Genomic DNA, 14332 nt, shown 5'->3' with positions numbered 1-14332 from the left:
CGTTCGTAATAACGAGCTTGAGAGGGCTCTTCGTTTCAATTCCAGAAGTCGAGGCCGCAGGGGTGGATAATAATATGAATATGTGGTTTTTGGGAACGGGCGCAGGAAGACCTTCGAAGTATCGCAATGTAACAGCCGTGGCGCTGCAGCTTCCTGAGCCAACGTGCAGTTTACTGTTATTCGATGCTGGAGAGGCAACGCAGCATCAGCTTATGAGAACACCGCTTAAACTGAATAAGATTGAATACATATTTATTACACATCTGCATGGTGATCACATTTATGGGCTGCCTGGCTTGCTCAGCAGTCGCTCTTTCGATGGCGGAATCACACCTGTACAGCTTTTTGGTCCTGTTGGAATTAGGAGCTATATTGAGACAACCTTTGCGATTAGTGCTACGCAGCTCGATTATGAGCTCATTATCCACGAATTAACGGGAAATGAAGGTGTTGTTTTTGAGGATAATCGATTTAAGGTTGAAGTAGCGCCGCTTGAGCATCGAGTGACTTGCTTCGGCTATCGCGTAACTGAACAAAATCAGCCCGGCAAGCTGCTCGTCCACAAGCTGAAGGAGTATGGGATTGAAGCAGGTCCGCTATACGGGGCGTTAAAAAGAGGGCAGTCGGTTACATCTCCGAGCGGATTGCTCATTCACACTGAGGATGTTACCGGCCCTGCTTATATCGGGAGAGTAATCACAGTGCTTGGTGATACGAAGCCATGTGATAATGCGATAACCTTAGCGAAAGATGCTGATCTGCTCGTTCACGAAGCGACCTTTGCTGCAGGCATGGAAGAGAAAGCACATGAGTTTGGACATTGTACGACGGCGGAGGCGGCAGAAACAGCTGTTAAAGCAAACGCCAAGCGGCTGGTGATGACCCATTTTAGCGGACGCTATAGCAATGAGGATCTTGTACAGCTTGAAGAAGAGGCTGGCGTACACTTCTCACCTGTCACAGCAGCAACAGATTTTTTACATATCGAAATAAAACGTGCGACTCATACAGGATAAAAAAAAGCAAAAATGTGAGGATTTCCTCGCGTTTTTGCTTTATTTGTTATCTTTGCCAAAGTGAAAGGATAGAAATACAGAAGCTAATACGATGATGACAACAATACCGAAAAATATGAACATTTGGTAAGGGTTTGGAATAAAAGACGAGACAATCATCAGCAATCCGCCAACCACATAAAATTTGGATGCTGCTCGATGTGTTTTTTTCCAAACGTCTTCACTGCCAAGCGTATTAACGGTTTTTATTCCAATATAGCTGTTTGGTTGAAAATGTGGCATATACAAGCCTGCCACTGTGAAAATAATACCAATGATAGTGATGATGACTTTGGTGATATCAATAATGAGTCCGTAACCAGATGCAATGGTAACACCGTGAAGCACGAGCAAGCTGATCAAGACTACATTTTGAACCGTGTGAAGATTAGGCTTTTGATTTTGGGAAGCATGTTTTTTTGGAAGGATGACAATTAAGATGACCATAAAAGCTGGTAAAAGCAGCAAGGTAAATGCTTTATGCGCCAATCCATCGAATTCAATGTTCATATCCCAGTAAATTGCCATTTGCTCGGGTAAATCGGGATAGGTTACGATGCTCGCGACTAATGCAATGGCAACAATAATCCAAGAGAAGATACTTGCTTTCATTTCTCTACAATCCCTTCGGATTCGCTCTGTTGAAAGGAATTCATCCAGTCCATTAAGTCGTGGAAGACAGCTGTGTTAAGTGAATAATAAATATGCTGGCCTTGCCGTTCATCGGATACAAGGTCTGCTTGCTTTAACAAGCTAAGATGATGAGAGATGCTGGGCTTAGTCATTTGAAAATGGTCGGCTATTTCTCCAGCAGTTAAGTCACGTTCTCGCAATAGTTCTAAAATTTTTCTGCGAGTAGGGTCAGATAGTGCCTTAAAGGCTAAATTGATTGACATGCAAGCTGTCCTTTCCAGCTGACTTTTGAAGTCGTTAGATATTTAAACAACCATCTAATTATAATATAAATTTACTATATTGGTTTTTGTTTCGTGTGTCAATTTGATAGGTGCGACGTCAACAAGTTTATGGCAAGTTAACAGTTTTTCTTTGGCACTATATATCCAGAACTAAAGACTAGTAAAGGGAACAGATATTCGCTAATATATAGGGTATAGTGAGGTGCTAAGAAATGATAAAAAAGAAATCACTTTCAGAAATGATCCAAAATTTAAGAGCCAATGAAAATATTATAAATTGGACTGAAATAGAGCCTCAAGAGGCAAAAACAAAATCTCTGCCAGAAAGCGTCGATCCAAGAATTAAATCGGCTTTCGCAAAAAGAGGAATAGAGCAGTTATATACACATCAGCACTCAGCCTACGAAACGATACGTAAAGGTGAAAATATAGTCGCTGTAACTCCGACCGCTTCTGGAAAGACGCTTTGTTATAACCTTCCAGTGTTACAAGCGATAGCGGAAGACGACGGCAGTCGAGCTTTATATTTATTCCCAACGAAAGCTCTTGCGCAAGATCAAAAAAGTGAATTAACTGAAATGATAAACGAAATGGGAATTGATATTAAAAGCTTTACCTATGACGGCGACACTTCGCCTGCTATTCGAACGATTGTAAGAAATGTAGGACATATCGTCATCACGAACCCCGATATGCTGCATTCCGCTATCCTTCCGCATCATACAAAATGGGTAAGTTTATTTAGCAATCTTAAATATATCGTTATTGACGAGCTTCATACGTATAGAGGCGTATTCGGAAGTCATGTAGCGAATGTCATTCGAAGGCTCAAACGCATATGCAAGTTTTATGGTAGCGATCCACTGTTTATTTGTACATCTGCCACAATAGCCAACCCTAAGGAACTAGCAGAACAATTGACAGGGAATCCTATGCGATTAATTGATGATAACGGCGCTCCAAGAGGACGGAAACATTTTGTTTTTTATAACCCGCCGATTGTAAATAAACCGCTCAATATACGAAAAAGCTCTACTGTAGAGGTTAATCAGTTAGCGAAGGAATTTTTGACGAACAAAATACAGACGATTGTTTTTGCTCGCAGCCGGGTAAGAGTAGAAATTATTTTAAGCCATATACAGGAACTGGTTAAAAATGAAATCGGCACTAAATCCATACGAGGTTATCGTGGCGGCTACTTGCCAAATCAAAGACGTGAAATTGAAAGAGGATTAAGAAATGGCGAAATATTAGGCGTGGTCAGCACAAATGCTTTAGAACTAGGTGTAGACATTGGACAGCTGCAGGTCTGTATTATGACAGGTTATCCAGGAAGCGTTGCAAGTACATGGCAGCAAGCTGGACGAGCTGGAAGACGACATGGGGAAGCACTTGTATTAATGGTAGCAAGCAATACGCCTATTGACCAGTATATTGTCCAAAACCCCGAATACTTCTTTGATCGATCCCCAGAATCCGCTAGAATCAATCCAGAAAACTTGCTCATTCTAGTTGATCACGTTCGTTGTGCCGCCTATGAGCTGCCATTTAAAAAGGGAGAACAATTCGGTTCAATAGAAATAGTAGACATATTGGAGTATCTGGTAGAAGAACGGGTACTCACTCAAGCAGCTGATACGTTTTATTGGGCTAATCTGGCTTTTCCAGCTAGTGAGGTAAGTCTGCGTTCTGCCGCACAGGAAAATGTAGTTATCATCGACCAGTCAGAAACTGCGAACGTGAAAATCATTGGGGAAATGGACCGTTTTAGCGCTATGACTCTTTTGCATGATGAAGCCATTTATTTACATGAAGGTGTACAATTCCAAGTTGAAAAGCTGGACTGGGAGCATAAGAAGGCTTATGTTCGAAAAGTCGATGTAGAGTATTATACAGACGCGAATCTAGCGGTAAAACTTAAAGTATTAGCAGAGGATAGGATTGAGAGCAAGCGATCTTCATCCATAATATATGGAGATGTTGTAGTAAATTTTCTCGCAACGCTGTTTAAGAAAATTCGATTGACGAGTTTTGAAAATATCGGATACGGCCAAGTAAATCTACCGGAAGATGAATTGCATACCAGCGCGACCTGGATAGAATTGAAAGAGGTAGACCCAGCGATTGAAACAAAAACACTAGAACAACTGCTTCTTGGAATAGCGAACGTGCTTAGGCATATTGTACCTATTCATGTGATGTGTGACCGAAATGATATTCATGTCGTTTCTCAAATCAGGGCCGAGCATACGCAGCTTCCTACGATTTTCATATATGACCATTACCCTGGGGGCATTGGACTAGCCGAGGACGTTTATAAACGGTTTGATGAAGTAAAAGAAGCGGCAATAAAATTAATCCGAAAATGTCCATGCGAAGATGGTTGTCCGTCTTGTATTGGCACTGAAATATATGGGATTCATGCAAAACAAACAAGCTTAGATCTGTTGAGGTCATTATGATTATGAAGGATTATATTAGCAATTACGAAATACAGTTCGCTCATCGCGCTCCGCTTGGACCGATTCATAAGATTGGTGTACGAAAGCAAACATGTTATCTTCTTAATGAAGCGGAGGGCAAACGATGAGCTTATTACGCGATAAAATGAATCGTTTGCGGGGAAACATTCGTGAGGAAGAGAACCAGCCAGCGGCGGTGGTTCCTGCCACTGAAGAGAAGATGGTACAACAGCCGGAAGATGATGAAGAATGGCTTTCACCCGTGTGGGAGACCTTCGATGTCAAGCTGGTTACGAATGAAATTGGAAGCTTTTTGCTCCGAAAAATCATTTATCCGTCAGATTATCGCCATGGTCATCATGCATTAGTAGAGCTGCAAGAGGCTGCACCTGCCTTATCAGCATTTCATCCTGATTCATTAACATCTGCGGAACAAATCATGTTTCTCGATTTGGAAACGACAGGTTTAGGCGTTGGAGCAGGGAACGTTCCTTTCATGGTTGGCATAGGCTATTTGTCAAAGGACCAATTTGTCATCGAGCAAGCGTTGATCAGGCATCCTGCTGAAGAGCGGGCAATGCTTCATTATTTGATGGGGAAGCTGAACGATTATACTTTTTTGTCCACTTACAACGGAAAAACCTTCGATTGGCCGCTCGTTCAAAATCGTTTTATTATGAATGGACTTGGCCAAAAAATGTGGGAGCCTCAGCATCTTGATTTCTTGCATCCTGCAAGATCGATATGGCGTAATACGCTCGTTTCGTGTAAATTGAGCCATGTTGAAGAAGAGCGGCTCGGTATTCACCGGGAGGATGACGTTCCAGGTTCACTCGCTCCTCAGCTTTATTTTCAATTTCTGGCGAATGGAGATCCAGCACCGCTTGAGGGCGTTTTTCGCCATAACGAAATAGATATGTTATCCCTAGCTTGTCTAGCGATTCGATTTGGTCATTTGTTAAACGGAACGATTAAGTTATATATTCCGTTGCCCGATGAGCCTGAGGAGATGGTGCGCACAGGTCTTTGGCTAGAGCGTATGGGTAAAATGGAGCTTCCTGATCATTTATTCGATTTAGCCATGAAGGAAGAGAACTCAAAACCTTCTACACTAGTCATGCTTGCCGCGCGGGACAAGAAGGCTGGAAATTGGAATCGTGCTGTGTTATTGTGGCAGAAGGCTATTATTCATTCTTCTAATCATTTTGGATCTGCTGCCCATGAAGCAAGCATTGAGCTTGCCATGTATTATGAGCATAAGATCAAAGATTTTGAGTCAGCTTTAGGATATGCGAATGCAGCTTTTGAACGTGCACTGCATCAATCGCAGATCATTCGGCCTGATGCCAAAAAAAGAGCGGAGCTCGATGCTTTGCGTAATCGAATAGCTAGGCTGCGCCGCAAATCAACCAAACATGTTCATTAAGAAGCTACTTTTTAAAATAGGATAAAAGCGTAAACAGACAGCTGTAGCTCAACTATATAGCTTATCTTTCAACTGAAAACGTAAGCTTGACCACTATAGTGGCGACTGCCGTTTACCTTTGGGAGGAAAACAACGATGACAACTGGACTGCCTGCCATGCGCGGCTTATTAATTGATCTTGACGGAACGTTATATCATGGTACTCATCAAATTGCTGGTGCAGCTGAACTCATCACTTATTTGAGAGAGATTAAGCTTCCATATCGCTTTGTTACAAACAACTCCTCTTCTACACCCGATGAGGTAGCTGAAAGGCTAATGAAAATGGGTATTCCAGCTGCTGCTGAAGAGGTATGCACATCCGCGCAAGCGGCTTCTGAGCATATCGCTTCAATTAAGCCAGGTGCGTCTGTATTTGTCGTTGGTGAGGCTGGACTAAAACAGGCTGTGCAAGAAGCAGGCTTAATTCTTACAGAGGAACAACCGGATTTTGTTTTGCAAGGAATTGACCGTTCGTTTACTTACGAGCGATTAACGAGGGCCGTTCGGTATATTCACAGTGGGGCTGAATTTGTTATGACAAATCCTGATTTGCTGCTGCCATCCAGTGATGGACTCATTCCGGGAGCAGGCTCTATAGGAGCTATGTTGAAGGCAGCAGGCGGCAAAGAGCCTATACTCATAGGCAAACCATCATCCATTCTTATGAGCTATTCATTAAGATCGATTGGCTTAAGCGCTGATGAAACATGGGTAGTAGGCGACAATTTGGCAACAGACATCGCTTTTGGAGCAGCTGCTGGCTGCGGTACGATTCTAGTACTGACCGGGCTTACAACAGCGCAAAATATCGAGTATTATATGGAGCAGGCAGGGTGCAAACCCACTGTCATTTGCAATCATTTAGAAGAGCTTCGTTCTTATATATCTAATCATAGAGATTGTTAAGACTTATAACGAAGAAAATAGGAAGGAAGCGAGTTTTCATGCATGAATTGCCGGAACTGGAAAATTATCGGGCTTTATTGGCGGAGCAATTCGCTGGCGCCCAAATTACCGGTATCGAGATAACAAATGGTAAAGTTTTTCAAGCAAGTGAAGAACAAATTGAGCGTGACGTTGTTGGTAAAGTTGTATGGTTTGTTGAAAGAAGAGGTTTGCATTTAGTATTACACTTAGATAATGGAAAACGTCTATTGCTTCATTTGGGGCAAGGGGCTTATTTGTATAGAGGGAGCGAGACTGACAAACCTGATCGCAACGTTCAGATGAAACTGCATTTCGGTGAAGTCGTATTGTATGGAGTCGGTTTACGTGCGGATGATTTGCAGCTGTTGTCTGTGAAGGAAGTCGAAGGGAAACTTGGACGCCTAGGACCAGATGCATTGGACAAAAGAGTGACATTGGATCGTTTCATTGCACTATTTGCCAAAAAACGTGTTGCGATCAGAACCGCTCTTAGCGACCAAAATGTGATTTCTGGAATTGCTGTCGCGTATGCGGATGAGATTTGTTTTGCAGCAGCAATTCGCCCTGACACTAAAGTTCCGGTATTAGAAAACGAAGCATGGGAACGCCTATATGCAGCGATGCATAATGTACTGAAGGAAGCGATTTCACAAGGTGGAACGGGAGAGCATCCGTTCTTTGAGGGAGATAGCTTAACTGGAAAACATCGGAATCACTTTCAAGTCTTCGAGCGTGAAGGTCAACCATGTTCACGCTGTGGTGCTGAGATCGAGAAAATCGATGTATCTGGCCGCAAAGCGTATGCTTGTCCTGCTTGTCAACAAGATGAGGGATTAAGCGCGCTTTGAGTCTATCGGTTGAACGGGGGATTCATTTATGATTCACGTATATTTAGACGATTATCGCACTTGTCCAAAAGGTTTTGTATTGGCAAGCAACGCAGAAGAGTGCAAGCAGCTGATTGACCTTGAGGAAGTTGATATTTTATCGCTTGATTACGATTTAGGCTGGTCACAGCCGACTGGCTACGAAGTCGTGCGCCACATTGTTGAAACGGGTCGTTATCCAAGCCAAATATACTTACACACCTCAAGTGCCGCTGGTCGCATGCAAATGTACCATATGCTTTCAACGAACGCGCCGGCAGAGACCAAGCTGTTCAATGGTCCGATGCCGGAGGCTCTCATTAATAATATAGCTGGGCAATAATATGCACCCGGGCCCTTTAAGGGTTTTTACACTCAAACCCTCAAGGGCTTTTTAAACCCAGACCCTTTAAGGGCTATTACACTCAAACCCTTAAGGTTTTTTTAAATCCAGACCCTTTAAGGGCTACTATACCCAAACCCTTAAAGTTTTTTTAAAGTGAAATCTTTGAGGATTTTTAAAACTCCCGACCCTAAAGGCTTTTCGAACCCACCCAAACCCTCCCTTCCAAGGGAGGGCCCCAAGGGTTGCACCCTCTGGACACCCGCAACTGGACTAACGTGGGAGCTTTAACGGCGCTTGAGAGTTAGGGTAGAGCATCGAACGCTTTCGTCCCTTTGGGACACGCTTTCACTAATGATGGGGAACCCGAAGGGGGCTCTGAGTACACCTTAACCCTACATTTTTAAGGAAGGGCTTCGACAGTTACGCTCTCTGGACACCTGAAAATGGATTAACGTGCGAGGTTGACCGGCGCTTATAAGTTAGGGTAGAACATCGAACGCTTTCGTCCCTTTGGGACTTGCTTTCACTAATGAGAGGTTACTCCAATTGTATTTCGTACACACCCTAACCCTCCCTTCCAAGGGAGGGCCCCAAGGGTTGCTCCCGATGAACACCTGCAATTGGACTAACGTAGGAGCTTGACCGACGCTCGCGAGTTTGGTTAGAGCATCGAACGCTTTTGTCCCTTTGGGACACGCTTTCACTAATGATGGGGAATCCCAAGGGTAGATGCGAACCCACCCAAACCCTACCATCCCAAGAAGGATCAAAGTTTGCACCCTCTGGATAGCAGCTGGACTAAAGTGGAAGTTTGACCAGAGCTGATTAGTTAGGTTAGAGTTAAGAACGCTTTTGTCCTTTTGGGACATGCTTTCACTGAGAGGCTTTCACCTTTTCTTAATAAACAATCTCATTATGTTACATTATCAATTAGGATCTTGTGTGGGATAACCAGTTTTTATTTATTGATATAGATTTATAAATAATATCAACTACATATTGTTTAGCCAGTTACACATAAGACTAATTTTTAGACCTATTTGGAGTAATTCGATTGATTTGATGATAATAAGTATAGATTTTAGTTCTATTCGTACTCAATTTTACAATAAGCAGTAATAATATTTATTTTTCTCTGATTTAAGACTATATTCTAGTCTTATTTAGTTTTTATGAGCTCATTTAGTTGAAATAGGTCTAGTTTTTATATCTATTTCACTGACATTGTCCATTAATCATTATTTATGGGCTAAAACAATGGTTCATATGGCTATACTCGAATAATAACTAGCAAAAATAATATTTGAGTTAATTACTCGAATAATTTCACGAAATGTGACATATTCGGTTATAATGCAAACAAAGACTAAAAATATAAATAGTACTAAAATGTTCCGGAATTAAATTCCAGGCATTTCTATGGTTTTTTATTATCTCTGATCTATGTAATTGTTTGTATTTAAGAAGGCTTCAAGCTTTCACACATCAAGACACAATTAACATTTACACAAAACAAACAAACTTCCAGCGTGTCCCGAAGGGACGAAAGCGCTCCACAGTAAGCCAAGCATATCTGCACAGATTATCGCCAACGTTAGTCGAGTTGCGGGTGTCCAGAGGGTGCAACCCTTTGGGCCCTCCCTTGGAAGGGAGGGTTTGGGTGGGTTCGAAAAGCTTGTAGGGTTGGTGTAGTAATTGTTTAGAGTTAACCCTCGAGGGCAAGGGTGAATAAATCCCTCTAGGGATCTAGGGTAATATAACACGAAAGAGGTTTAACATACGTGAGTCAATGGATCGGAACAGCTAATCAAACTTATGCACCATATGCGATGGAGGAGCTTCGGAGGCTGATTGAGGGCGTTGCCTTCACACAGCTGGCAGCAGGCGAAGTGTTTTTAATGACGAGCCCGCTAACAAGGGAAGAAACGCTGCAAGCTATTCATCAGCAGGAGCCGATCTTTTTGCGCCATGTGCAGCCGGTGGATCGGACGATTGAAATTACTGGAAATGCGAATGATTTAGAACAATTGTCCAGCATGGTTCGAAATGCTGTATTAACGTTGGAAAATAAACGGGTAGCCGTTCATATTAGACGTACGTCGAAATCGGAGTTTGTATATTCGGCTGCGGATACAAAAGCGGTGATAGATGCGGTACTTGAAGAGATTGACGCGGAACCAGTTGTACAGCAGCCAGACGTTATTATTGCGATCTATGCGGCGATCAATCAGCTTTATGTCGGTTTTGGTTCACCATCGGAGATGCTCTCGGATTGGCCGGGCGGCGCCGTTCGTTTCCAACGTGAAGAAGGACAAGTCTCGCGTGCCAAATTTAAGCTGCTTGAAGCAGAACGTGAATTCAACCTAAATTACGCACAGTTTCAAAATGCTCTTGATGTTGGCGCAGCGCCAGGCGGCTGGACATCCCTTTTACTTGAGCGCGGCCTGCGGGTTACAGCCATCGATCCTGCTGAATTGCATCCATCGCTAATGGCGTATCCTACGTTAACTTACTTAAAGCGCAATGCATCCGAAGTGAAATTTAATCCCGATTCATTCCAGCTTCTAGTCTGTGATATGAGCTGGAGTCCGATGATGATGTGCAAGCTCGTTCTCGATCTTGAGCCTGCACTAACGAAGGGTGCAACAGCCATCATTACAGTTAAGCTGATGCACCGGAAACCGCTTCAAACCATTCGTGACGTGATTTCAAGACTTTCGACAGAATTTAAACTTCAAAAAGCTAAGCAGCTGTTCCATAATAGAGAAGAAATCACACTTTATTTGATCAAAAAATAACAGGAGTCGCCCCCCTTAATGAAAAGGAGGGCGCTCTTTTTTCAAATCCAGCAAACAATCCTTGCAAAGAATGAGTATGTCTTCCAACCACTAATAAATCGATAATAGCTGTAAATCTCTTGAAGGAGACTTGGCCGATGCAGAGCTTGAAAGCGCTTTATATGAATTTGCGTATCAAACACAAAATGTTTGTGTTGATATCAGTCATCATGCTGGTTGTTGCTATGCTTGCTATCATCATTCAGCAATACGCTTTTGATTTTTATGATCAGGAAATTTATAAGCAATCTTCCAAAGCGCTCAGTTTGTCATCCCTCAGTATCGAAAATGAGCTGAAAAAGATGGAGAAGCTTACCTTTATGCTTTCAACGGATTCTACGATCCAGCATTATTTGAGATCCATCAAGAGTGGTCTGTCCGATTATGATAACTATGTTGTGCAATTAACGGTGAAGGAACGAATGGTCAATATCGGCGGGCTTGATAAATACGTGCTTTCAGCCCAGCTTTATGACGTAAATGATAATGAATATGCGGTTGGTGCAAATTCGATAACGATTTACCAGGACCGTCTGGATGCGTTCAAAAATGCAACAGCAGTGAAAAAGGGAGGGAATACGTGGATTGCCCCCTACAGCAACGACAAGTCCTTAATTGCTGCGCGTGAAGTGCGTTCGTTTGAGCAGCTGAGTTTAGACTATCTTGGCACTTTAGCGCTTCGCATCGATATGAACAAACTGTTTAGAGATCTCGCTAAAGGTATGAACAGCAACGACGCGAAGCTGGTCATTATGAAAAACAATGAAGCGGTGTATCCTGAAGCATCCGCTTTTTCCATGGAGTCCTTATCTGCGTTGCCTGGCAATGAGGGCTACAAAGTTATACGTTATGAGGGGAAGCAATATTTTGTTACTTATATAGCGTCAACCTACACCGATTGGACTTATTATACGCTGATCCCATTTGATGACATCTTTGACCGTGTTGTGAAGGTCAAAAATACGATTATTATCATTTTTGCTATATTATTTATCGTCATTCTCCTCATTGCAGTTGGCTTCGCAAATGGTATTACTGAGCCTATTGAACGCTTGAATGCTAAAATGAAAAGGGTGCAGCTCGGCAATTTTGAATATATCGAAGAGCCGAATGAGAGAGCGCTTGCAATGGATGAAGCTGGCCAAATGCATCGAAACTTCCGAATAATGATTGAACGAATCAATGAGCTCATTCATGAAAATTACGTGAAGCAGCTTACGATTCGCGATACAGAATTTAAGGCGCTGCAAGCTCAAATTAATCCGCACTTTTTGTACAACACATTAGAGTCGATCAACTGGTCCGCCAAGTTAAGCAACCAAACACATATTTCTCAGATGGTTGAAGCGCTTGGTTCCTTGCTCAGAACGTCAATCAATTTGAAGGAGCCGCTCATCCCGCTTAGCAAGGAACTGGACATCATTAATCACTATGTCACGATTCAGAAATACCGTTTTGAAGAACGGCTTGATTTCCATATTGACGTCCCGGACAAGCTGCTTAACTGCAGTATTCCAAAGCTATCGCTTCAACCGCTCGTTGAGAATGCAATCAATTACGGCCTTGAACAAATGATTGACACCTGTAAAATACAAATACATGCCTATGTGGAAAATGAGCTGTGGTTTATTTCAGTGGAGGATAATGGGCCGGGAATGGAAGAAGAGTTTGTCACGAAGCTATTAAGCGGACAAGTGCAGACGAAAGGCTCCGGCTTAGGCTTAAAAAATATCGAAGATCGCATAAAGCTGCTGTATGGCGAAGCATATGGATTAATGGTAGAGAGCAAGCCAAACGGCGGTACCAAAGTGAAGCTGATGCTTCCTTATGAAATGAGGGATTCCCATGTATAAGGTTTTGTTGGTTGATGATGAACGAATCATCGTAGAAGGCATATCGCGTACCGTAAACTGGAATGCATATGAGGCAGAACTGGCAGGAACGGCGCGAAATGGACTTGAAGCTTTGGCCTTTATTGAGAGCCACATGCCGGATATCGTCATCTCAGATATCAAAATGCCGGGTATGAATGGACTGCAGCTGGTGGAAAAAGTGTACGAAAACTACCCGCATATCGTTTTTATTCTTCTTTCCGGCTTTAGTGAGTTTGATTATGCTCGCACGGCGATGCAATTTGGAGTGAAACACTATTTGCTTAAGCCTTGCAATGAAAATACGATTACGGATGCACTAACCGAGGTGATAACAGAGCTGAGGAAACAGCAAACGCAAGAGAGCTTCATGCTTCATATCCAGAAAGAGCTTTCAAAGGTGCTTCCTCACGCGAAGGAGCAATTTCTTAAGGAGCTTGTTACCAATAAAACATATGGCCAGCGTGATTGGGATGATTATGGCAACCTGTTTCATATTACAGTAGACAATGAGAAGGTTCAGTTGATTTTGTTTCAAATTGAGGGTGTGTTTGAATTTGAGCATCTGTTTGCGGTCAAAAATATCGCTCAGGATGTTCTCGGGAAACCTACGGTACTCCTCAGTACGACGATAGGTAAACATGTTCTGCTGCTCATTAAAGAGATTAACGAAACTGACATTTTATTTGTACAATTGAATGAAATTAAGCAAACGTTTTCATCCTATTACAAATTGGATGCTACGGTGGCCGTCAGCAATCCTGGTCAAATTATCGATGCTCGTAAAATGTATCGCGATACGCTGGAATGCTTAAATTATCAATTTTATTTAGGCGAAGGTAGCATCATAACGCAGAAGGATGTCGAAAGAGGAGATGATAATGCGCTTAAGCCTTTCATCTATGATGAAGAGCCTCTTTGCATGCATGTCAAATCAGGAGACTGGGCGTTTGTTCAGCAGGAGCTGCAAAACTATTTCGAAATGCTTGCCGACAGCCGGATGGACATGCATCTCTCGAAATCTTATGTCATACCGCTTTACATATCTATCGTTAGGCAAGGCAAACCTGAAGAAATCAATGAATATTTAACTAAGATTGCCGGATTTGATCAATTTACAACACTAAAAACGACGCAGCAATTCGTCACCGAATGCGCGAAGCAAATCTGCTTGAACAACTTTCATACCCACACCAATAAGCATTCCGCCATTATTCAGAAGATGATTCAAGTCATTGAAGCGCATATTTCCAATCCTGATCTATCGCTCAACTGGGTAGCGAGTGAGATCTTATACATGAACGCAGATTATGTAGGCAAGCTGTTTAAGAAGGAAATGGGAGAAAAATTCTCAAATTATGTTGTTCGGTTAAGGATGGAGCGAGCGATGGAAGAGATCGAGAAAACTGGTGATGTGAAGGTTTTTGAACTCGCTGAGAAATTTGGTTTTGGCGATAACCCGCAATATTTTAGTCAAGTTTTTAAAAAACATACAGGGTTCACGCCTTCCGAATACAAAAGGTCGCCATAATGGCGACCTCTGTTTTTTTAACAAAGAAAGCGGTTTTTTTAATTCCGACGAT

General features: G+C 42.5%; 11 protein-coding genes. 9 read left to right on the top strand and 2 right to left on the bottom strand.

Going from position 1 to position 14332, the window contains the following annotated elements; genetic code table 11:
* Nucleotides 1–74 precede the first annotated feature (74 nt).
* Nucleotides 75–1016, top strand: coding sequence for a ribonuclease Z (gene rnz, locus AC0VYE_RS18250; RefSeq protein WP_475442490.1), 942 nt, complete (start codon nt 75–77; stop codon nt 1014–1016).
* A 39-nt stretch (nt 1017–1055) separates the two neighbouring features.
* Here the strand turns inward: rnz and AC0VYE_RS18245 are convergent, their stop codons facing one another.
* Together AC0VYE_RS18245 and AC0VYE_RS18240 are read right to left on the bottom strand one after the other, a co-directional pair.
* Nucleotides 1056–1667 carry an SdpI family protein gene (locus tag AC0VYE_RS18245; RefSeq protein WP_076265819.1) on the bottom strand — a complete coding sequence of 204 codons (612 nt, stop codon included), beginning with the start codon at nt 1665–1667 and terminating at the stop codon, nt 1056–1058.
* A complete protein-coding gene (locus AC0VYE_RS18240) occupies nt 1664–1951 on the bottom strand; it encodes an autorepressor SdpR family transcription factor (protein WP_076265820.1) in 288 nt (95 codons plus the stop codon). Before AC0VYE_RS18240 ends, AC0VYE_RS18245 begins: the two co-directional genes overlap by 4 nt.
* 236 nt (nt 1952–2187) lie before the next feature.
* Between AC0VYE_RS18240 and AC0VYE_RS18235 the strand changes: the two genes are divergently transcribed.
* From AC0VYE_RS18235 to AC0VYE_RS18200, 8 genes are all read left to right on the top strand, one after another.
* Entirely contained in the window at nt 2188–4434 is a 2247-nt protein-coding gene (locus AC0VYE_RS18235) for a DEAD/DEAH box helicase (RefSeq protein ID WP_475449632.1), read from the top strand.
* Nucleotides 4435–4558: 124 nt separating this feature from the next.
* The gene (locus AC0VYE_RS18230) at nt 4559–5860 is read left to right on the top strand and encodes a ribonuclease H-like domain-containing protein (protein WP_475442489.1); all 1302 of its coding nucleotides are present in this window, start codon (nt 4559–4561) and stop codon (nt 5858–5860) included.
* A 135-nt stretch (nt 5861–5995) separates the two neighbouring features.
* Entirely contained in the window at nt 5996–6808 is an 813-nt protein-coding gene (locus tag AC0VYE_RS18225) for a TIGR01457 family HAD-type hydrolase (protein ID WP_475442488.1), read from the top strand.
* A 38-nt stretch (nt 6809–6846) separates the two neighbouring features.
* Nucleotides 6847–7677 (top strand): Fpg/Nei family DNA glycosylase, encoded by an 831-nt coding sequence (locus AC0VYE_RS18220; RefSeq protein WP_475442487.1) that lies wholly within the window; start codon nt 6847–6849, stop codon nt 7675–7677.
* A gap of 28 nt (nt 7678–7705) precedes the next feature.
* Nucleotides 7706–8038: a cyclic-phosphate processing receiver domain-containing protein gene (locus AC0VYE_RS18215; RefSeq protein ID WP_076265823.1), complete on the top strand. Its 333-nt coding sequence runs from the start codon at nt 7706–7708 to the stop codon at nt 8036–8038.
* A gap of 1784 nt (nt 8039–9822) precedes the next feature.
* Nucleotides 9823–10839, top strand: a complete 1017-nt coding sequence (locus AC0VYE_RS18210; protein ID WP_076265825.1) for an SAM-dependent methyltransferase — start codon at nt 9823–9825, stop codon at nt 10837–10839.
* Nucleotides 10840–10976: 137 nt separating this feature from the next.
* The gene (locus tag AC0VYE_RS18205) at nt 10977–12731 is read left to right on the top strand and encodes a sensor histidine kinase (RefSeq protein ID WP_076265826.1); all 1755 of its coding nucleotides are present in this window, start codon (nt 10977–10979) and stop codon (nt 12729–12731) included.
* Nucleotides 12724–14280, top strand: coding sequence for a response regulator transcription factor (locus AC0VYE_RS18200; protein ID WP_475442486.1), 1557 nt, complete (start codon nt 12724–12726; stop codon nt 14278–14280). The genes AC0VYE_RS18205 and AC0VYE_RS18200 overlap by 8 nt, the downstream gene beginning before the upstream one ends.
* Nucleotides 14281–14332 lie beyond the last annotated feature (52 nt).

It is taken from the genome of Pristimantibacillus sp. Z349TD_6 (genome assembly GCF_056173205.1).
The sequence above is the reverse complement of the archived record's forward strand: the minus strand, read 5'-3'. Positions and strand labels throughout refer to the sequence as shown.

Coding starts and splice junctions, on each gene's coding strand:
- rnz (WP_475442490.1), top strand. CDS start 75: ATGAATATGTGGTTTTTGGGAACGGGCGCAGGAAGACCTTCGAAGTAT.
- AC0VYE_RS18245 (WP_076265819.1), bottom strand. CDS start 1,667: ATGAAAGCAAGTATCTTCTCTTGGATTATTGTTGCCATTGCATTAGTC.
- AC0VYE_RS18240 (WP_076265820.1), bottom strand. CDS start 1,951: ATGTCAATCAATTTAGCCTTTAAGGCACTATCTGACCCTACTCGCAGA.
- AC0VYE_RS18230 (WP_475442489.1), top strand. CDS start 4,559: ATGAGCTTATTACGCGATAAAATGAATCGTTTGCGGGGAAACATTCGT.
- AC0VYE_RS18225 (WP_475442488.1), top strand. CDS start 5,996: ATGACAACTGGACTGCCTGCCATGCGCGGCTTATTAATTGATCTTGAC.
- AC0VYE_RS18220 (WP_475442487.1), top strand. CDS start 6,847: ATGCATGAATTGCCGGAACTGGAAAATTATCGGGCTTTATTGGCGGAG.
- AC0VYE_RS18215 (WP_076265823.1), top strand. CDS start 7,706: ATGATTCACGTATATTTAGACGATTATCGCACTTGTCCAAAAGGTTTT.
- AC0VYE_RS18205 (WP_076265826.1), top strand. CDS start 10,977: ATGCAGAGCTTGAAAGCGCTTTATATGAATTTGCGTATCAAACACAAA.
- AC0VYE_RS18200 (WP_475442486.1), top strand. CDS start 12,724: ATGTATAAGGTTTTGTTGGTTGATGATGAACGAATCATCGTAGAAGGC.